Raw genomic sequence first — 21,888 nt, 5'->3', positions numbered from 1 at the left:
AGATTCCCACACAACCAGATCTCAGACGGAGGACGTATGTGCAATGATTATCGGCTGATGGTGGATGTCGCCTCGATCGTCGAGGACTTCGCCGAGCTCAAGATCAAAATCCGCTTCGGCGAAGGCGCGCCGAACCTCGAAAGGCGTGAGGACATCAAGATCACCGATATCGGGCCAATCGTCAGAACGATCGACGGGACCCGGGACGAGGCCGAGCTCGTGCAGCGGCGCTGGAGTTGGCCCGGGCCGAACAAGCGTCCGGTGCACAATTTCCGGTCTGAGGGGCGGGAGTTCAATTCCAATCGCTGCCTGATCGTTGCCGACGGCTTCTACGAGTTCACTGATCCGAAGGACCCGAAGAAGAAGCGGAAGGACAAGTGGCTGTTCACCCAGAAGGACGAGCCGATCTTCTGCATTGCCGGCATCTGGCGCGAAACGCCGGAGGTTGGCCAAGCCTTCACTATGCTGACGACGGAGCCCGGGCAGGACATCGCGCCATACCACGACCGTCAGATCGTCATTCTTCAGCGCAGCGCCTGGGCTGACTGGCTCGATCCGACGGTTTCCGCGAAGTCACTGATCAGGCCGCTTGCGGCGGGGACGCTGGCGGTGGAGCAGGTCGGCTAGCCGGCGATTCCAGTGACTGGTCGAAGGGAAGTGCTGTAGACCCGTTGGCTGAGAACGCCTGGAGTTGAACGGAATAGAAGCGACGACCCCTTCGTTATGTGGATGTTACCATCCCGGCGGTGAAGGCACCCCAACCCGCGCCGACAGAATAGTGCTACGGGCGGCAGAGCCTGCCTGGAACGCGGAATTACCGGCGCGTGAGCTCGAAAGGAAGGGGAAACACTGCCTTGCCGGCGAATGCAACCATGATGAGGAATCCGGTTAGGATCCTCACGCTCGAAGGTCGGCCGATCACGAAAGTCGTGCTTGCGTCGTAGCTGGCGTTTTGCCCGTTCCTCAGCCGCAGGTATTGAAGGATGTTGGCGATAGAAGCGGCAAGCGGAATGTATACGGCGTTGCCGGCCGCCCAGACGAACAGCTCGCGGCGGAGATAGAAGGCGGCGTCACCCCGACCGTCGCGATTTCCGACGCTGAGGCCGAATACTGCTTTGCCGATCGTTCGACCGGACAATGCTTGGCTCAGCACGTTGATAAAAACAGCGGTGAGCGGGTAGGCAATAGCTGACAGCACCCCACTTCTCGCGACAGAGCCGGCGGCCTCACCGTCGTTGAAGAGACTTGAAGCAGCAATCGCGGCGAGCGAGCATGCGAGTATAGCGATCATCATATCGAAGCTTCGCGCCCAGAACCTCGCCCAGGGTCCCGCTGGAATATTTTTGAAACCCGCACCCGCTGGTGGCCAATCGGCTTCTCCATCCAGCAACTCGGCAACAACATTGCCAGGATACCATAGTCCTGCCCCCGCCTGGCGAACGAAGGCCGCTGGGGGAAGCGAGCTCTGAGTGATCAAGGCTCTCAATTCTTCCGTCGATACCGGCCCGAAGCATCGCCCTGCGAAACCATAGTCCCAAGAAGTCAAAACACTCACCCGTCCAACGTGAAAGAATGTGGGCTCGCCCGGTGGGTACCGGACGAGCCATGGAGGCGATCACACGAACTGCACATTCGCTGGTTGGAGGCTCGCAACCGTCACGTTCTTGAGGATGATCTTGTCGTCCGCGTCTGCCGTGATGATAACGTCGCTGCCCGATTGTGCGGAGGCCGCCAAAAGATGCGCCCAGTCGGCAAAGACCGAGCTGTCGACAGCGAGCACATCGTGGGCAGTTCCGGAAGCGACAAAGCCTACGATCGTGTCTATGCCACCGTTGGCGCCATAGACGAACGTGTCCGCGGCCACGCCGCCGATCAAGATGTCGTCACCCCCGCCACCTGACAGCCGATTTGCACCGCTGCCACCGGTGATGACGTTGTCGAGCGAATTGCCCGTTCCTGTAAACGCCGCTGTCCCGGTGTAGATGAGGTTTTCGACATTCGCCCCGAGTGTGTAGCTCGCCAGCGAGGTCTTGACCGTGTCGGTCCCCTCGCCGGCATTCTCGACCACCAGATCACCGACATTGTCGACAACATAGATGTCATTTCCGGTGCCGCCCGTCAGCGTGTCTGCGCCGGTTCCACCATCGAGCGTGTCATTGCCAGTCCCTCCGATGATCGCGTTCGCCGATGCGTTGCCCGTTCCCGCGAAGTCAGAAGACCCGGTGTGGACAAGGTTTTCGACATTAGTGAGCGAGGCCAGAGTATAGCTGGCGAGCGCTGTCTTGATCGTATCAATTCCGGCGCTGGCGGCTTCGGTGACCACATCGCCGACATTGTCGACGATGTAGGTATCATTGCCGGCACCGCCGATTAGCGTATCGATGCCGGCTCCCCCATCCAGGACATCGTTGCCAACCCCGCCGGTAATCGTATTGGCAAGCTCATTGCCCGTCCCCGTGAAGTCAGCAGTGCCCGTATAGGTGAGGTTTTCGACATTGCTGATTGCGGCCAGCGAGTAGCTTGCAAGTGCCGTCTTGATCGTGTCGGTTCCGGCTCCGGCATTTTCAATGATGACGTCGTTCAGGCTGTCGACGATGAAGGTGTCATTGCCATAGCCCCCCATCAAGGTATCGTCGCCGGCCCCGCCATCCAAGATGTTGGCACCGTCACCACCTCTGATGACGTTGTTCAACGCGTTCCCGGTACCCGTAAATGCTGCCGTCCCTGTATAGGTCAGGTTTTCGACATTGGCGACATTTGCCAATGAGAAAGTCGCGAGCGTCGTAAAGATCGTATCGCTCCCCTCCCCGGCATTTTCCGTCACCACGTCACCGATATTGTCGACCACATAGTCATCCTCGCCGATGCCGCCTGTCAGGTGATCGGCACCTGCTCCGCCATCGAGGAAGTCATCACCGCCGCCGCCGACAAGTGTGTCGGCGCCGGCGCCGCCCGTCAGCGTGTTGCTGAGCTCATTGCCGGTCCCTGTGAAGGAGGCGGTCCCGGTATAGGTGAGATTTTCGACATTCGCCCCGAGCGTATAGCTCGCAAGCGATGTTTTGATGGTGTCCATGCCCTCGCCGATGTTCTCGACGACGATGTCACCGGCATTGTCGACGACATAGGTGTCGTCGCCGGTGCCGCCGATCAGCGTGTCGGCCCCCGTTCCGCCGTCGAGCGTGTCGTTACCGGATCCGCCGGTGATGACGTTCGCCGACGCATTGCCGGTGCCGGTGAAGGCTGTTGTGCCGGTGTAGGTCAGGTTCTCGACATTGGCGAGGGAGGCCAGCGAATAGGTCGCGAGGTTTGTCCTGATCGTGTCGGTGCCCTCGCCGGCATTCTCGGTGACGACATCGCTGGCATTGTCGACGATATAGATATCGTCGCCGGTGCCGCCGATCAGATGGTCAGCGCCCACCCCGCCGTCGAGCGTGTCGTTGCCGGCACCACCTGTCAGCGTGTCGGCGCCGGCGCCGCTGGTGATCATGTTGTCGAGGCCGTTGCCGGTCCCGGCAAAGGCTGCAGCACCGGTATAGACCAGGTTCTCGACATTGGCAGCCAACGTATAGGTGGCAAGCGATGTCCTGACCGTGTCGGTGCCCTCGCTAGCATTTTCGGTGACGACGTCGCCGGCATTGTCGACGATATAGGTATCATTGCCGAGACCGCCTGCCAGGTGATCGGCGCCGGTCCCGCCGGTGATGACGTTGTCGAGACCATTGCCGGTGCCGGTGAAGGCTGCCGTGCCCGTATAGGTCAGGTTCTCGACATTGGCACCAAGCGTGTAGCTGGTCAGCGAGGTCTTGACCGTATCGGTGCCCTCGCCGGCATTCTCGGTGGCGATATCGCCGGCATTGTCGACGATGTAGGTGTCGTCACCGGTGCCGCCGATCAGTGTATCGGCGCCTGCGCCGCCATCCAGCGTATCATTGCCTGCGCCGCCCGAGAGCGTATCGGCACCAGCCCCACCCGTGATCGCATTGGCGAGTTCGTTGCCCGTGCCGGCAAAGGCCGACGATCCGGTATAGGTAAGGTTCTCGACATTGGCGCCGAGCGCATAGGAGGCAAGCACCGTCTTGACGAGGTCAGAGCCGCCGCCGGCCGCTTCCACCACCACATCGCCCGCATCATCGACAATGTAGGTGTCGTTGCCGGCGCCACCGGTCAGCGTGTCGGCCCCCGCGCCGCCATCGAGCGTGTCGTTGCCGGCGCCACTGGTGATGACGTTTGCCGCCGCATTGCCGGTGCCGGTGAAGGCCGCGGTGCCGGTGTAGGTGAGGTTCTCGACATTGGCGAGCGAGGCAAGCGAATAGGTCGCCAGGTTCGTCTTCACCGTGTCGGTGCCTTCGCCGGCATTCTCGGTGACAACGTCACTGGCATTATCGACGACATAGGTATCGTCACCCGTGCCGCCGATCAGGTGGTCGGCGCCGGCCCCACCATCGAGCGTGTCGTTACCCGCTCCGCCAGACAGCGTATCGGCATTCGCACCGCCGGTGATGGCATTGTCAAGCGCATTACCTGTGCCTGCGAAGATCGCCGACGTTCCGGTCCCAGTATAGACCAGGTTCTCGACATTGGCCGCGAGCGTATAGGAGGCGAGCGCCGTCTTGACCGTGTCGGCGCCCTCGCCGGCATTCTCGGTGATCACGTCGCCGGCATTGTCGACGACATAGGTGTCATCGCCGGTACCGCCGGTCAGCGTGTCGGCGCCTGCTCCGCCGTCGAGCGTGTCGTTACCGGCTCCGCCGGTGATGACGTTCGCCGACGCATTGCCGGTGCCGGTGAAGGCTGTTGTGCCGGCGTAGGTGAGGTTCTCGACATTGGCGAGTGCTGCCAACGAGTAGCTGGCAAGTGCCGTTTCGATCGTGTCGGTGCCCGCGCTTGCGGCTTCCGTCACCACGTCACCGGTATTGTCGACGATATAGATGTCGTTGCCCGCACCGCCGACCAGCGTGTCGGCACCTGCGCCGCCATCGAGGATGTCGTTGCCGGCTCCACCGGTGATGACGTTGACCGCCGTATTGCCCGACCCGGTGAAGTCGCCGGTGCCGGTGAAGGTCAGGTTCTCGACACTGGCGAGCGATGCCAGCGAATAGCTGTTGAGCGTGGTTTTGATCGTGTCGGTGCCGGCGCCGGCTGCTTCCACGACTACGTCGCCGATATTGTCGACGACATAGATGTCGTTGCCGGCTCCACCGGTCAGCGTGTCGGCTCCGGCCCCGCCGTCGAGCGTATCGGCGCCCACTCCACCCGTGATCGCATTGGCAAGCTCATTGCCGGTGCCGGCAAAGGCTGCCGTCCCGGTATAGGCAAGGTTCTCGACATTGGCGCCAAGCGTGTAGGCAGCCAGCGCCGTCTTCACCGTGTCATTGCCCTCGCCGGCATTCTCCGTCACCACATCGCCGGCATTGTCGACGACATAGGTGTCGTCGCCGGTGCCGCCGATAAGATGGTCGGCGCCGGTCCCACCTGTGATGACGTTGTCGAGCTCGTTACCTGTTCCTGTGAAGGAGGCGGTCCCGGTATAGGTGAGATTTTCGACATTTGCCCCGAGCGTATAGCTCGCAAGCGATGTTTTGATGGTGTCCATGCCCTCGCCGATGTTCTCGACGACGATGTCCCCGGCATTGTCGACGACATAGGTGTCGTCGCCGGTGCCGCCGATCAGCGTGTCCGCACCCGTTCCGCCGTCGAGCGTGTCGTTACCGGATCCGCCGGTGATGATGTTCGCCAATGTATTGCCGGTGCCGGTGAAGGCTGTTGTGCCGGTATAGGTCAGGTTCTCGACATTGGTGAGTGCTGCGAGCGAGTAGGTTGCCAGGCTCGTCTCGATTGTGTCGGTGCCCGCACTTGCGGCTTCCGTCACCACGTCGCCGGTATTGTCGACGATATAGATGTCGTTGCCAGCGCCGCCGACCAGCGTGTCGGCACCTGCGCCACCGTCGAGGATGTCATTGCCGGCTCCACCGGTAATGACGTTGACCGCGGCATTGCCTGCCCCGGTGAAGTCGCCGGTGCCGGTGAAGGTTAGGTTCTCGACATTGGCGAGCGACGCCAGCGAATAGCTGTTCAGCGTCGTCTTGATCGTGTCAGTGCCGCCCCCGGCTGCCTCCACCACTACGTCGCCGATATTGTCGACGACATAGATGTCGTTGCCCGCACCGCCCGTCAGCGTGTCGGCTCCGGCCCCGCCGTCGAGCGTATCGGCGCCCACTCCACCCGTGATCGCATTGGCAAGCTCATTGCCGGTGCCGGCAAAGGCTGCCGTCCCGGTATAGGCAAGGTTCTCGACATTGGCGCCAAGCGTGTAGGCAGCCAGCGCCGTCTTCACCGTGTCATTGCCCTCGCCGGCATTCTCCGTCACCACATCGCCGGCATTGTCGACGACATAGGTGTCGTCGCCGGTGCCGCCGATAAGATGGTCGGCGCCGGTCCCACCTGTGATGACGTTGTCGAGCTCGTTACCTGTTCCTGTGAAGGAGGCGGTCCCGGTATAGGTGAGATTTTCGACATTTGCCCCGAGCGTATAGCTCGCAAGCGATGTTTTGATGGTGTCCATGCCCTCGCCGATGTTCTCGACGACGATGTCCCCGGCATTGTCGACGACATAGGTGTCGTCGCCGGTGCCGCCGATCAGCGTGTCGGCCCCCGTTCCGCCGTCGAGCGTGTCGTTACCGGATCCGCCGGTGATGACGTTCGCCGACGCATTGCCGGTGCCGGTGAAGGCTGTTGTGCCGGTGTAGGTCAGGTTCTCGACATTGGCGAGGGAGGCCAGCGAATAGGTCGCGAGGTTTGTCCTGATCGTGTCGGTGCCCTCGCCGGCATTCTCGGTGACGACATCGCTGGCATTGTCGACGATATAGATATCGTCGCCGGTGCCGCCGATCAGATGGTCAGCGCCCACCCCGCCGTCGAGCGTGTCGTTGCCGGCACCACCTGTCAGCGTGTCGGCGCCGGCGCCGCTGGTGATCATGTTGTCGAGGCCGTTGCCGGTCCCGGCAAAGGCTGCAGCACCGGTATAGACCAGGTTCTCGACATTGGCAGCCAACGTATAGGTGGCAAGCGATGTCCTGACCGTGTCGGTGCCCTCGCTAGCATTTTCGGTGACGACGTCGCCGGCATTGTCGACGATATAGGTATCATTGCCGAGACCGCCTGCCAGGTGATCGGCGCCGGTCCCGCCGGTGATGACGTTGTCGAGACCATTGCCGGTGCCGGTGAAGGCTGCCGTGCCCGTATAGGTCAGGTTCTCGACATTGGCACCAAGCGTGTAGCTGGTCAGCGAGGTCTTGACCGTATCGGTGCCCTCGCCGGCATTCTCGGTGGCGATATCGCCGGCATTGTCGACGATGTAGGTGTCGTCACCGGTGCCGCCGATCAGTGTATCGGCGCCTGCGCCGCCATCCAGCGTATCATTGCCTGCGCCGCCCGAGAGCGTATCGGCACCAGCCCCACCCGTGATCGCATTGGCGAGTTCGTTGCCCGTGCCGGCAAAGGCCGACGATCCGGTATAGGTAAGGTTCTCGACATTGGCGCCGAGCGCATAGGAGGCAAGCACCGTCTTGACGAGGTCAGAGCCGCCGCCGGCCGCTTCCACCACCACATCGCCCGCATCATCGACAATGTAGGTGTCGTTGCCGGCGCCACCGGTCAGCGTGTCGGCCCCCGCGCCGCCATCGAGCGTGTCGTTGCCGGCGCCACTGGTGATGACGTTTGCCGCCGCATTGCCGGTGCCGGTGAAGGCCGCGGTGCCGGTGTAGGTGAGGTTCTCGACATTGGCGAGCGAGGCAAGCGAATAGGTCGCCAGGTTCGTCTTCACCGTGTCGGTGCCTTCGCCGGCATTCTCGGTGACAACGTCACTGGCATTATCGACGACATAGGTATCGTCACCCGTGCCGCCGATCAGGTGGTCGGCGCCGGCCCCACCATCGAGCGTGTCGTTACCCGCTCCGCCAGACAGCGTATCGGCATTCGCACCGCCGGTGATGGCATTGTCAAGCGCATTACCTGTGCCTGCGAAGATCGCCGACGTTCCGGTCCCGGTATAGACCAGGTTCTCGACATTGGCCGCGAGCGTATAGGAGGCGAGCGCCGTCTTGACCGTGTCGGCGCCCTCGCCGGCATTCTCGGTGATCACATCGCCGGCATTGTCGACGATGTAGGTGTCATCGCCGGTACCGCCGGTCAGCGTGTCGGCGCCTGCTCCGCCGTCGAGCGTGTCGTTACCGGCTCCGCCGGTGATGACGTTCGCCGACGCATTGCCGGTGCCGGTGAAGGCTGTTGTGCCGGCGTAGGTGAGGTTCTCGACATTGGCGAGTGCTGCCAACGAGTAGCTGGCAAGTGCCGTCTCGATCGTGTCGGTGCCCGCGCTTGCGGCTTCCGTCACCACGTCGCCGGTATTGTCGACGATATAGATGTCGTTGCCCGCACCGCCGACCAGCGTGTCGGCACCTGCGCCGCCATCGAGGATGTCATTGCCGGCTCCACCGGTAATGACGTTGACCGCGGCATTGCCTGCCCCGGTGAAGTCGCCGGTGCCGGTGAAGGTCAGGTTCTCGACATTGGCGAGCGACGCCAGCGAATAGCTGTTCAGCATCGTCTTGATCGTGTCAGTGCCGGCGCCGGCTGCTTCCACGACTACGTCGCCGATATTGTCGACCACATAAATGTCGTTGCCTGCTCCGCCTGTCAGCAGATCTGAACCGGCCCCGCCGTCCAGCGTATCGGCACCCACCCCACCCGTGATCGCATTGGCAAGCTCATTGCCGGTGCCGGCAAAGGCCGCCGTCCCTGTATAGACGAGGTTCTCGACATTGGCCCCAAGCGTGTAGGCAGCCAGCGCCGTCTTCACCGTGTCATTGCCCTCGCCGGCATTCTCCGTCACCACATCACCGGCATTGTCGACGACATAGGTGTCGTCGCCCGTGCCGCCGATCATCGTATCGGCACCCGCTCCCCCGACAATCGTATCATTACCAGTGAAGCCAAGGATCACATCGTTGCCGGCTGCGCCATCGATCGTATCGTCGCCGGTTCCGCCCGTCAGAATATCGTTGCCGGCGGTGCCGACAACGTCGATGCCATTCCCCGTCGTCGATGACAGATAGGACTGATTGACCGCAAGACCTACCGCGAAGTCAGCTTTGGTGGTGCCGGATCCGAGTGCTGACGTCCAGAAAGAGGCCTCCAACGCGGTCGGCGCCCTACCAAGAGCATTGACGAAGAGCTGATTGACGAGATCTGCCGTTGACAGGCCGCCGTAGAGCGTCGTGAAAGCCGAGGAGGCGAGAATGTCGTTGGCGACCTGGAACTGGGTTTCCGTACCGCCGGTGATGGCTGTTGCCTTCGACGCTGCTTCACTTGCCGACGGATCGCGGCCGAGCAGGACGCGATAGAGACGATCGACGGTTTCGATCGCCGCGGCCTTGTCGGTCGAATGCAGATACTTGCCCGAGGTGACGTTGGTCGTGATGTGGTCATTGCCGACGACCTGATGTTCCGCACTCTCCGAAATGGCAAGAACTAGTCCGGCCCGCGTAAGGCTGCCGGAATTCAGCTTGCCGAGCCATGTCTGCATTTCGCTGACGGAGGCATTGCGTCCATAGGCATTCTGATAGAGCACTTCAACAAAGCCGACATTCGACAAGGTCCCGTAGTTTGACGTGAAGGCTGCGCTTGCGATGAGGTCGGTCGCAAGTTGCGTCGCGTTAAGGGCGCCTTGGGTCAGGTAGGTCCCGAGCTGTTCGCGCTCGGAGTTCTGCATGTCACGGTCGAAGACGACATCGTAGATCCGTTGCATCTCGGCGACGTCGAGGTTTTCCTCGGTCATTTCGATCTGCGCCGATCCGGTGAGACCACGCACATTCGACCATGTGATGGTATCGATGCCATCAGGATCGATCCCGTGCCGGACATATGCGGTGACCGAGCCGGTTGTCGAAACCGCTTCCCAGCTATAGGAACCGTTCGCCTCGGCGGCGACCGATATGAATTCGTCGCCGAGATCGGTGGGCGCGCTCGTTGGATCGGACGGCGTGTCCGGCGACAGGATCGTCACATCGGTGCTGCGCCCGTCGTCATCCACGTTGATGACGAAACCATCGGCTGAACTGTCCGCCGCACCTGTGCGCCAGGACTTGCCTGTCGGGTAGTCGAGGGACTGATAGGTGTTTCCTGCCGCATCGGTGTTGGACAGCTGGCTTTCGTCGATGACGCCGTCGCCATCGTGATCGAAGTCGGTGACAATCTCGAGGCCGTCGGCGCTTGTGATGCGGACAAAGCCGCTTCGCTTGGTCCCGTCGCTGTAATAGGTTGTATTGGTCTCGACCAGCTCCCCATTGGCATCGACGCTCGTGGTGTCGATCTGTGATTCCGAGACACGTCCTGCCGCGTCGAGTTGCGAGAGTTGTGTCTTGGTCAGCCCATCGGCGCTCGTGGTGCTAGTTACCCTGTCGAGGACGGCAATACCATCGGGGGCGAGATCGGTAATGGTCTCAGTACGGCTGCCGTCCGGGTTGAGAACGGTAACATCCGTTCGCCGGCGATCGGTCACGCCGTCCCCATCCGAATCGAAACTGTAATCGGTCTCCAGGCCGTTTGCGCTGACTGACGTCGTCGAGCGATCCTTGAGAGTGCCGTCGGCGTTGAAATTAGAGATCGTCGTCGTCTTGACGCCATTGCCTGAAGTCACAGTCGTTTCGCTGTGATCGGCAACGCCGTCGCCGTCGCTGTCGCGGCTCTCCGTCTGCGATAGGCCGTCAGCGCTGTCTGCGGTCGTCTCCGAACGCAGTAGATGGCCGGTGACCGTATTCGAGAGTTGGACGGTTTCCGTCTTGCTGCCGTCGACATTCCGGATCGAGGTGTCGGTCTTTGCCGTTTTGGAGAGAAGGGTAATCACGGTGTTCGTAATCAAGCCATCTGCCGAAACCGTCTGTACTTGCTGGTCGACCAATCCGGTTACGGCCGAGCCTGATATCGCGGTGCCGGCGCTGGTTGTCGTCGTGGTGCTACCGTCGCTATTGTGGACGGTGAGCGCAGTTGTGGCCCACGTGTGATTGCCGCTCCATTGCTGGGTGACGAGATCGCCGTTGGCGGAGGTGGTCTTGATGACCTGATCGATCACCTGGCCCGTCGTGTTGGTGTCCCGCAGCGTTTCCGTGCGCGAGCCATCCGCGTTCAGGACCGTCCCGTCGAAGATTGTTTCGTTGTAGGAATCGGTGTTATCGGCATTGGTGAAATCGTTCTTGACGGTCTTCGTCAATCCATCGGCGCTGATCGTGGTCGTCTTGATTTCATTGAAGGCGACCGGGTTATTGATGCCGTAGGTTTCGACGATCGTTACCTTGGAGCCGTCCGCGTTGACCGAACTGACCGTCGTCTGGGCATTGGTCGGCGGAATGCCGTTCGACAGGTCGCTGGTGCTGCTTCTCCCATCAGCGCTCGATGTCGTTAGAGTGTGGACGTATTTGAGGCGATTGACGCCGGCAACCCCGTCCTCAACATCGAGAATACTGCCGTCCGCATTGCGCGTACGGACCTCCTGAACGGTCTTGTCCACGGAAGAATCGCTGCCAATATAGGTGTCGGTCGTCAGCGTCTGGCCATCGGCACTGATCGTCTTGACCGTCTTTCCTGTCTGCACGCTCCCGTCGCCGTTCGTCTGGGTGGAAGTGACAGTTGTAGATCCGTCGGCATTGGTAGCGCTCGAGGTTACCGACCGGCTGTCGAAATCGCCATCGCCATCGGCGTCCGTTTCCACGGTCTCCACCAGACCGTCGGCCGAGATCGTCGTGACCACGCGCTTTTCGAGAACGCTCCCGTCCGGACTGAAGGTCGAGACGCTGTCGACGGTGCTTCCGTCGGCAGAAACGGTGACGGACTCGACCGTGTCGAATCCTCCGTCACCGTTCGCATCGGTCTTGGTCGTCTTCGTCTTGCCGTCCGCCTGCTCTGTGGTGACGAGCCGGCTTCTGAGTGTCGCACCATTGGTAATGGTGATGGTCTCTGTTGTCGATCCATCGGAATTGAGCGTTGTTATGTCGGTGGTCGTCGTATCGACCTGGCCGTCGCCGTTGGTATCGACAGCCGTGACTTTGTCATAGCCGCTATGGCTTGTCGTAATCGTTGTTCGCTCGATGAGGGTGGTGCCATCCCCCGCATAGTCGGAGGTAGTCTCCACCTGCGATCCGTCGGCTGAAAAGGTCGTGATGTCATCTGCCACGCGATCAAAGATCCCGTCCCCGTCGACGTCCAGCTGGATGGCGTTATGCCGGCCGTTCGCGCTCGTTGTCGTGACCTCGCTGTCGGTCCGGTTGGAGGTCGCAGTGCCGGTCCCGACGTAGTCCGCAACCGTGTCTACGCGGCTTCCGTCGATATTGAGCACCGTCACATCGCTCTTGTGCTGATCGGCATCGCCGTCACCGTCGCTGTCGGTCGTGACTAGCGAGGTCAGGCGATCGGCGCTCGTCGCCGTCACCGACGACTGCAGCAGATGCTTTCCGTCAGCGCTGTAGGTCGAGGAAGTGGTCGTTTCACTGCCGTCGGCCGCAGTGACCTGAGCCGTGACCTGTTCCGGACTGGAGAACTGGTCGAGATATGTGCTGGTCGTAATGTTCAGATGATCGGCACTTGTTGTCGTCACAGTCTTACTGAGCTGCGTCGCGGACGACCCCGCGGTGTCGATGACGGTACGCGTTTGTGAACCGTCAGCGTTCAGGACCGTCGTGTCCTGTTCCGAAATATCCTTTGCGGTGGAGGATCCGAGATAGCGATCGACCATCGTGCTTTTTCCATCCGCGCTGACCGTTGTTACGGCCTTGACGGTCTGGACGTTGTGCGCACCATTCCAGTTGATCTGCGTCGTGGTCGATGAGCCATCTGAATTGATGACGATTGCGGTATCGGCTTGCTCGTCGAAATCGCCATCGCCGTCCTCGTCGGTGCGAACATTTTTCGACAGCCCGTCGGCCGACGTCGCCGTGACCGTCCGGTTCGACAGGATCGTTCCTGCCGGATTGAAGTCCGAAAGCGTATCCGTGGTTGTTCCGTCGCCGGCGACCGTGATGGTTTCGACGGAATCGTAGCCGCCATCGCCATTCGTGTCGGTCTCGATCGTTCTGGTACGGCCGTTAGCGCTCCAGGAGGTGACCGTGCGATCGCGCTGCGATAGATCAGCGTTCGTATCCGTAACGGTTTCAACCCGGCCGCCATCGGCCGCAATCACCGTGCTGTCCTGGCTTTTCTCTTCAAAAATGCCGTCGCCGTCGGCATCGGTACTCGTGGAGCGCACCAGGGAATCGGCGCTCAAGGCGGTCACCGTCTCGCTGAGCAGCGCGCCATCGGCGCCGCGCTTGACCTGTGTAGCCGTCGATGTGCCGTCGGCATTGACCACGATCACATTGGAAGCGCGCTGATCGGCATGTCCGTCGCCGTCGAGATCGGAGTTGATGGTCTTGCTTCGGCCATCGCCGCTCGTCACCGTTACCGTCTCGTCGACGCGGCTGCTGCTAACAGAACTCGTACCGGCATAGTCGCTGACATCTTCGGTTCGCGTGCCATCACCCGCGACGGAAATCATGTCGGTCGTGGTGGCGTCAACGATACCGCGCCCGGTCGAATCTGAGCTCTTGGTCTTCGAAAGCCCATCGGCGCTAGTGATGGCGGTGGTCCGATCCTTTTCCGAACTGTCGGCATTGAGGTCGGTCACCGTGACGGTCAGCGTGCCGTCCGCGGCGGTCGCATCCGTCTCCTGCTGCGTCGGGCGGCCGCCGCCAGTCTGGTCTCTCGATATCGTAACAAGCTTTCCATCAGCGCTGGTGACCGTCGTCGTGCTGTCGGTCAGGATCGTCCCGCCATTGCCGAAATCGGATAGCGTTTCGGAGCGGCTGCCATCGCCGGCAATCGTCGTCACGTCAGTCTGCCGCTGATCGAGGACGCCGTCGCCGTCGGTGTCGATCGTCAGTGTTCTGCTAAGCCCGTCCGCAGAAGTCGTCTGGATCCGCTCCGACTGCAGCGTGCCATCGGTGCCGCTGGCCTTGGCGTCGATCGTGGTCGATCCATCGGCGAGATGAGTGGTTGAAGTCGAGATCACCACACCGGTCGTGTCGAAGGCCAGCGACACGTCCGCAGCCGTTCCGGTCGAGCCGTTCGCCCGCTGAAATGCCGCTGTACCGCTGATTTTTGATCCATCGGGCTGCTCCGTCGCCTGATTGTTCGAAATCAGGTCGATTGAGGTGATGCCGAGATCAGCAAGGCTTTTGAGCTGCTGAGTTCCATCGGCCTCTGTCACGACAACCTTGAAAAGGGCAAAACGGCTGTCGCTGGCGTCGAGCTTTCCGTTGTGATTGGTATCGAAGACATCACGCAGCGCCTGCATGTCGGTGGAGGCGGTCGGGTCCCACGCGGTAAAATTGATCTCACTTTTCTGATCGATTTTGCCGTCGCCGTTCGCGTCGATCGCAAGCACGCCGTCACCGGCCGCTGCCCAGGCCGTCAGGTGCTGCTTGCCGTCGCCGGCCATGTCGAAATAGGTGATCGACGACGTCTGCTGGGTCAGCTTGATACCATTGCCGTCGAGATCCAGGACAACGGGTTCGTCGTCCGGATCCTGGTCGTCATAATCTGCGCCGATGCCATCGTCGATTTCCGGAAAGTTGCCGCCCTCGTCATAAGTTCGCGGTCCAACGTTAGGGTCCGGACTGTTGTAGGTATAAGTTCCGGTGTAAACGCCGCCTTGATAATCGTCTGACGAACGGGTCGAGTGAGTGCCACCACCGTTCGATGAAGACGAGGGTTGCGACGGCCCGTCTGCTTCGTCACTCTGGTTGTCGTAGTCATGCGTTCCTTCGCCGCTCGAGACAGAACTTGAGCCGGAGGAACTTGAACTGCTGCCGTCCGAACCGCCGCTGCCCCAGTCGTCTTGATAGAAATAGTCCCAGGATTTCGGAGCGCTTGAGATGTTAGTGAACCCGAAATTCCCGGGATCGGTAAAGTAGCTCGCGGACGGATTCACGAGGTTCGCTGATGAAAGCGGCACTCCGCCAAGATACGTTGTCGCAAAAGTGGTCGTTGAAAAAAGCGACCCGTCCGCTGCCGATGGACTGTTTAACTGGGCAAGCCTGTCGTCCTCGCCGGCGTTTGCGTCGTCGGGACCAAGCAGAACGTCTAGCGTAACAGCTGCCGGCAGACTTCCAATTACGCCAATAACACCGAGCGTCCCTTCCGCAATTGAATTGTCGGCTATCGCGTCCAATCCCATGCCTGCAGCGTTATCAATACCTGCGATAATGTTGTCTATTTTTTGGTAGGAGTACGAGTTAGCCCAAAAAGCTTCATTTATGGAATTTGCAATGCTTCTGGCTTCTTCCAGAGAATCACCAATTGAATACCGAGCGTTTGTGAATAGATCGCCGGAATACAACGCGTCCTTCATTTCTTTCTGCAGCCCGGTGAAAGCGGAGCGTAGGTCAGGTAAATAGGATTCTAAATCTTCACCGAGATCTTTTACAAAGATTTCGGTCTTCTTACTGAGTGCCTCGAGAGGTTTGGTGTAGGATGTTAAATGCCCACCTGTATGAGGAGAGACATTCTCTTCGATGGCTTCCCATTGGGTGGTTGGAAGCTTCAGCAAGTTTGCTTCATCGTTGACACCCATTTCTAGCTTCTTATACAAATCTCCGAAAAGCTTGAACGTGTTTTGTGTAATGACGTGATGCACTGCCGTTGGGCCAGCGAAAGTCGAAACCATTGTCCTACCGAAATATTTGGGATCAGTGCGTAATTTTTGAAAAGGATATTCCAGTTATATTATCGGCTTTACATCGGCTCCTGAATTGCTCGTCGCAGAAGATCATCAGCCAAGATTCTACGAGACGAAATACATGCGACTGCCTTACGATTTCAGGTTTGAAGGTAACTTTGGGGGGTTGGAGGGACGGAAAGAGATATTGACCGAAACGTGATACAGTGACATTCGATCGCTCCAGATCCACCGCTTCGGGATAGGCTTTAGTGATGCTGCCTATCCACAATTCAGGGGCGTCCTCGCCATTCCGGAATTTGGTAACGCAACGTCTAAAGTCGCAATCTCCTGGCGCCAGCTCTTCGAGCACGGTTTTCATTTTGCTTGAGATAAGCAAGAATCCATCTCTCATGTCGAAATCGCGCGGACCACGGGCGAGACTCCGATTAAAAACAAAATGAGGTGGTTCCAGATACTGCGGGACTCGCCACGGTCCGCGCGGTAATACGTACTTGCCGTCAGGCCAAGCCGTCACAGGCGAAATACCGCCTCCGTCAGCTTGTAACCGCTCGTCGTTCACCAGCTCCCAACCGCTTCCTCGATCACTACGAGCAGTTCCGACTTCATAATAGGTAATAGCTTTAGATTTCACGATCTGATCCTCGACAAAGGCTGCCGTTACTGAAACCGCAGGCAATAAACATTTGTTTGATAGAAGAGTGACCGCTCGATACTCACCGGGACCTTTTGTGTCTTTGAAACGCCTACGGTGTGTCCGTCCCTTAGATCTGGGCGTGCTTGAAGGAGATAGGCCGCGAAATCGAAAATGAACCCGTGAAGTTCACTGACCGAGCCGGGGTAACCTCGCGCTTCGACCTCCCTCACCCCGAAATCGGCCAATCCTTTGGTCGATGCGAGAATGCTCGGCATAGGGAAAGCATTGTCTGCCTCCTTCGCAAAAAAACACGAAACAAAAAGTGGAACCGCAACTTGGCTGGTTTGATTGAGAAGCGCTTGGGCGACCTTGCGTGGTAGAAGTGCCCCGGATGACGGATAAGCCGATCCCAAAGCGGAGTTCTGGGACTCGAAAACCGCTGCAAGGATACGTTGCAGTACAATGGCGCGAGGAATCGCATCGCCGCCGACCACGGTCACCACCACATGTGATCGGTGGCGGCTGATCTCAGACCATGCATTCGGCCAGAAGCGCGCATTCCTGATTTCCGGATCGGCTTCCCGTATGGGGGCGGGAGCCTCAATGTGCATTACAGTGCACAGCAAGCCGTCGGCAACGAAAACGATCGGCATTTCGCTTGCGCCTAGCGCTGCATCTGAACCGATATTTATTGATGGAAAAGCGCTCCGAAGCAGATGTAGGAGGTTTCCGCTATCTGATAGCTTACCCTCCGAGAGAAAAACCAAGGCCGCCATGGCTGCACCCTTGTTCCCGTCCTGATTGCCGATAGGCATGTTTCCTAACCTCTTCGATTTCGTCGACGCCTGAACGGCGCTTGTACTCCGCACAGCACCTACCTCATAGGCCCGGCACTCAAAACCAGCGAATTCATCCTTGATTGGCGGCGGTCGATCTTCCCAGTGGCGCATCGAAAGTTGCCTCCCTCACCGCTCTCTCATTGCGTCGCCTGTCACTTGAACCAGAGGAGCAAAAATGTAGATGAGGATTCGCCGCGATCCGGTTCGCACCTCCGCCATTGCCGACATCACCCTTTGAGAGGGGCACGTTCGTTCCCTCAGTTGCCACCGAATCTTTTTCAAGTTTCGACGTGACCGCAAAGACCAGGTTTTGTATCCGCTGCAAAAAGGCGATGGAATGACCCGCTGCACCAATAGAATCGCGTTCACCGTCATTGCTCATCGGAATCTCCAGGCTCAGTATTTTTGTTGGATTGCCTAGTTATGGAAAAAAGTGGGTTAATCACGTTTATATAACTATAAGCTGCATATGTGGCCATAAAAATCAGTATTAATGGCTCATTGCCATTGGTAATTATGGCGATACCAACTATTAAAAAAGGAAAGACTCCAATAACTATCCAAGGCAAGTATGTGGATACAAATATTTTTAGCCTCGTTGCATTCCTAGAAGAACCTGTATCTGAGGCCATTACTACTAATCCTTACTTTCGTCTGACTTAGAGAACTGGATAGTTGAAATCTAGATCGCCCCAGGGATGCATCAATAGCTTTCTCCCTCACCGCTCCTTCATTGCGTCGCTCGCCACTTCAACGAGAGGCGAAAACACGTAGGCGAGTATCCGCCTCGAGCCGGTTCTGACCTCGGCCGTTGCCGACATTCCCGGCGAAAGCGAAACATCCACGCCATCCGCCCGCACCGCATTTTGCTCAAGCTTCAGCGTCACCGCGAAAACGAGGTTCTGTGTCCGCTCGGCACCGGCAAACAGCGAAGTTTGCGGTGCGGCAGCAGTGTCCTCCTCGCGGCGCTCTGCATCCGGCTCCGGGATTGCATCGGTCGCTATCTTGGTGATCGTCGCAGGAACCGTGCCGTATTCGGTGAACGGAAATGCATCCAGTTTCACCACCGCCGACTGGCCGACATGAACGAAGCCGATATCGCGATTAGGAACGTAAACCTCGAGCTCCAGCGCAGCACCCCCAGGCACGACCCTCAGAACCTCCTCGCCAGCCGTCACCACCTGACCTTCGGTCGAGATCACGGAAGCCTGGACAACGCCGTCGATCGGGCTGCGCACGGTCATCTGCGCCAGTTCGGCGCGGCTCTTCGCAAGGCGCTGTTCAAGGTCTTCCGCCTGCCGTTCAGCATCGCCAAGCTTTTCGGTCTGATCGCTGATAAATGCGCTGCGGGTCTTCTCTATCTCGGCGCCGAGGATGTCGATCCCCGCCGCTGCGTCGGCAAACTCGCCCTTCTGGATCGCAAGCTGTGTCCGCTGCGTCTTCAACGTTTCGGTCGCGTCGATGACGCTGGCCATCGGCCCTGCATTCTCGCCGACGAGCGTGTTGCGCATTGCTACCCGCTGCTGGAGCGTGTCCACGAGCGACGCCTGCTCATCGAGCGTATCCTGGAGATGATCGCGTTCCCCTTCCTTCTGTCGCATCTGTGACCGCAGGGACGTCAACGACGCATCGAGTTGTCCCAGTTCGCTCGAAAGGATGGCATCTTCTCGCCGCCGAAGCTTTTCCGGGACATCTGCTTCCCAGTTGATTCGGGCACTGCGGTTGACCTCCGTCGCAGTAGCGGCGGCCAGAGCAGCGCGCCGGCGCGTGGCTTCCGCCTGGACTGACGAGAGTGCCGCCTCCGCATCCTTTTCATCTGCGCTGGCTTCGGTCGGGTCCAGCTGGAACAGCACCTCGCCGCGATGCACTTCGGTTCCATTGGGAGGCGGCAGAACCACGACCTTGCCGCCATAGAGCGGCTGGACGACCTTGACCCGGCCGACCGGTTGAATCTTGCCCTGCGCAGTCGCGATGATGTCGATCCTGCCGACATAAGCCCATGCCAGGGCGATTGTTGCCAGCAGGCAGATGATCAAGAGGAGCGCGGCCGCGACTGGCGACGGCGGTGTTTCAAGCACCTCGAGTGCAGGCGCCAGGAATTGGTTGTCGGATCTCGACCGCGGCGGAGGCGGGGCAGCGGTGGTTCGGGCCGCGACAGTCATGCCGGAATCCTCGTATCGTGCTGTAACGCCCAGAGCCGCGCAAAGAGACCGTCCTTCTTTTGCAGAAGCTCGTCGTGCGTTCCCATCTCGACAACTCGGCCGTCTGCCATGCCGATAATCCTGTGGCAGTTTCTAACCGCGGCAAGCCGGTGCGCGATGATGATGACAGTCCGGCCCTGGACGATGTGGCGCATGTTTTCCTGGACGACGCGCTCGCTTTCGTAATCGAGCGCACTCGTCGCCTCATCGAAGATGAGAAGCGGCGGGTTGGTCGCAAGCGCCCTTGCGATCGCTATGCGCTGGCGCTGCCCACCTGACAGGTTGGCGCCCCGCTCCTCGATGACGGTGTCATAGCCCTGCGGCAGCTTCGATATGAATTCGTCCGCACCGGAAAGACGGGCGACCGCCAGGACCTGGGCTCGCGGCATTGCAGGGTTGGCGAGCGCTATGTTCTCGTGAATCGTCCGGTTGAACAGCAGGTTTTCCTGCAGGACAACGCCAATATGCGCGCGCAGCCACGCCGGATCCATCTGCGACATATCCATCCCGTCGAGCAGCACCTGGCCTTCGACGGCAAGGTAGAGCCTCTGAATGAGCTTCGTCAGCGTCGATTTGCCAGAGCCCGAAGCACCGACGATGCCGACAACCTCGCCAGGGCGGATCTGCAGATTGATTCCCTTCAGGATATCCTGGCCACCAGGACGGTAACGGAAGCTGACATTCCTGAACTCGATCAGCCCCCTTGGAGCGGGAAGTGCGAGCCGTGTCGCCGGCGTCCGCTCCATCGGTGTATTCAAGATATCGCCGAGGCGGTCGATCGAAATCTGAACCTGCTGAAAATCCTGCCAGAGCTGCGAGAGCCGAAGCACAGGCGCCGTCGCCTGGCCGGCGATCATATTGAAGGCAACGAGCGAACCCACTGACAGCTCACCATTAATGACGGCGCGCGCACCGAACAGCAACAGCAGCGCAGTCGTAAGCTTGCTGATGTATTGGATGACGTTCTGCCCGCCGGCGCCGAGAAGCGTCGTGTGGAACGCGGTTTTCACATAGGCCGCGAGCTTTTCTTCCCACTGCGCCTGCATGACCGGTTCCACCGCCGCCGACTTGACGGTCTGAATTCCTATGATCGCCTCGACGAGCAACTGCTGGCTGACGGCGCCCCGATTAAACTTCTCCTTGACCATGTCGCGAAGCGGCGGGCGAACGAGAAGTCCGACCAGGGCGTAGAGCGGGATCGATCCGAGGACGATCAGTGTCAGGCTCCACGAGTAGAACCAGAGAATGCACAGGAAGACGACGGCGAATACCAGATCAATTGCGGCGAAAAGCCCCTGCCCCGTCAGGAAATTCCGGATTGTTTCAAGCTCCCGCACACGAGCGACTGTCTGACCGGCGGACCGGGTCTCGAAATAATCGAGGGGCAAGCGAAGCAGATGACGGAAAAGCCGTTGCCCGAGCTCAACATCGATACGGTTGGTCGTGTGCGACAGTGCATAGGTCCGCAGGTACTGCAAGACGACATCGAAGAGGCCGATGATGGCAATGCCGGCGACCAGAACGAACAAGGTGGAGTAGCCCTTGTGCGTGAGGACCTTGTCGACGACCACCTGGAAGAAGAGGGGCGTTATCAGGGCAAAGATTTGAACAAAGAGCGAGGCGATGAGGACATGCGCCAGCGGCTTGCGATAGCGCCAGATGGAGGGCAGAAACCATTTCAGCCCGAAGGTCCTCGGATCTGTTCCTGTTCCACCCAATTTCCGGGCAACGAGAAGCGCGCGGCCACACGTCTCGACCAGCAGTTCGGCTGCAGATAACTCGCGATCGGCGCGTGTGACGGGATCAATCACCCTGTACCGGCCGGCTGGGGTCGGCCCGCCGAGAATGGCGAATGTACCTTCCGGCATCTGCACGATCGCCGGAACAGGCAGGCTTCTGAGGCGCGCTTCGGTCAATCCGCCGACGGCCCTTGCCTTCAACCCAACTGCTGTCGCCGCCCGCAGAAGATCCAGTTCAGACGCAACTCCGCTCCCAATTGCAAGCTCATGATGAAGCCGGTTGGGATCGGCAGCAATACGGTAAAAGGCTGCGATTCCGCACAGAGCACGCAGCCCGGAATCCACAGGTTGCGCCGCCACATTTGCGATGCCAGGGTCGAGGCTGCCCATACGAAAGATCAATCCTATATATATATATATATATAAATATTGCAATCGAACCCGTGTCGTACGACACGGGATAAAATCTGTTGCTTATGCTGGCCCAGGAGAGTTGGCCTCGCGACGCTCACGGTTGATGACGCGAAACCAATGCGAAGCGAAGCTAAACGCCAAGTGCGCCCTAGCTCGTACAAAATATGTTAGTGTTATTGGTTTTGAGGGGGAGTCATTTACTTCTGGGGCTCGCTTCTTCTTATAAAGGGACAGTTACCTTCGGCTTGAACGAAGGCTCCTTAGACAACCAGCTTTGACTAATCCCACTGCGACCCTA

General features: G+C 59.5%; 9 protein-coding genes. 1 reads left to right on the top strand and 8 read right to left on the bottom strand.

Features of this window, described 5'->3' with window-relative positions; genetic code table 11:
- Positions 1-36 precede the first annotated feature (36 nt).
- On the top strand, positions 37-627 hold the full coding sequence (locus NMA58_RS25180) for an SOS response-associated peptidase (protein ID WP_434713602.1): 591 nt from the start codon (positions 37-39) through the stop codon (positions 625-627).
- A gap of 187 nt (positions 628-814) precedes the next feature.
- On the opposite strand, the gene NMA58_RS25175 is transcribed toward NMA58_RS25180, so the two are convergent.
- The 8 genes from NMA58_RS25175 to NMA58_RS25140 form a co-directional block, all read right to left on the bottom strand.
- Complete coding sequence (locus NMA58_RS25175) at positions 815-1,294, bottom strand: hypothetical protein (protein WP_434713601.1); 480 nt, start codon at positions 1,292-1,294, stop codon at positions 815-817.
- A gap of 321 nt (positions 1,295-1,615) precedes the next feature.
- A complete protein-coding gene (locus NMA58_RS25170; RefSeq protein ID WP_434714389.1) occupies positions 1,616-13,579 on the bottom strand; it encodes a DUF4214 domain-containing protein in 11,964 nt (3,987 codons plus the stop codon).
- Between the two features lie 2,191 nt (positions 13,580-15,770).
- Positions 15,771-16,394: an imm11 family protein gene (locus NMA58_RS25165; RefSeq protein WP_434713600.1), complete on the bottom strand. Its 624-nt coding sequence runs from the start codon at positions 16,392-16,394 to the stop codon at positions 15,771-15,773.
- A 26-nt stretch (positions 16,395-16,420) separates the two neighbouring features.
- Entirely contained in the window at positions 16,421-17,212 is a 792-nt protein-coding gene (locus NMA58_RS25160) for a DUF4261 domain-containing protein (RefSeq protein WP_434713599.1), read from the bottom strand.
- A 94-nt stretch (positions 17,213-17,306) separates the two neighbouring features.
- Complete coding sequence (locus NMA58_RS25155; protein WP_434713598.1) at positions 17,307-17,618, bottom strand: hypothetical protein; 312 nt, start codon at positions 17,616-17,618, stop codon at positions 17,307-17,309.
- Complete coding sequence (locus NMA58_RS25150; RefSeq protein WP_434713597.1) at positions 17,608-17,868, bottom strand: hypothetical protein; 261 nt, start codon at positions 17,866-17,868, stop codon at positions 17,608-17,610. Before NMA58_RS25150 ends, NMA58_RS25155 begins: the two co-directional genes overlap by 11 nt.
- An 87-nt stretch (positions 17,869-17,955) precedes the next feature.
- Positions 17,956-19,398: an HlyD family type I secretion periplasmic adaptor subunit gene (locus NMA58_RS25145; protein ID WP_434713595.1), complete on the bottom strand. Its 1,443-nt coding sequence runs from the start codon at positions 19,396-19,398 to the stop codon at positions 17,956-17,958.
- Positions 19,395-21,566, bottom strand: coding sequence for a type I secretion system permease/ATPase (locus NMA58_RS25140; RefSeq protein WP_434713594.1), 2,172 nt, complete (start codon positions 21,564-21,566; stop codon positions 19,395-19,397). Before NMA58_RS25140 ends, NMA58_RS25145 begins: the two co-directional genes overlap by 4 nt.
- Positions 21,567-21,888 lie beyond the last annotated feature (322 nt).

The organism is Rhizobium sp. YTUHZ045 (assembly GCF_051124255.1).
Lineage (GTDB): Bacteria > Pseudomonadota > Alphaproteobacteria > Rhizobiales > Rhizobiaceae > Rhizobium.
The sequence above is the reverse complement of the archived record's forward strand: the minus strand, read 5'-3'. Positions and strand labels throughout refer to the sequence as shown.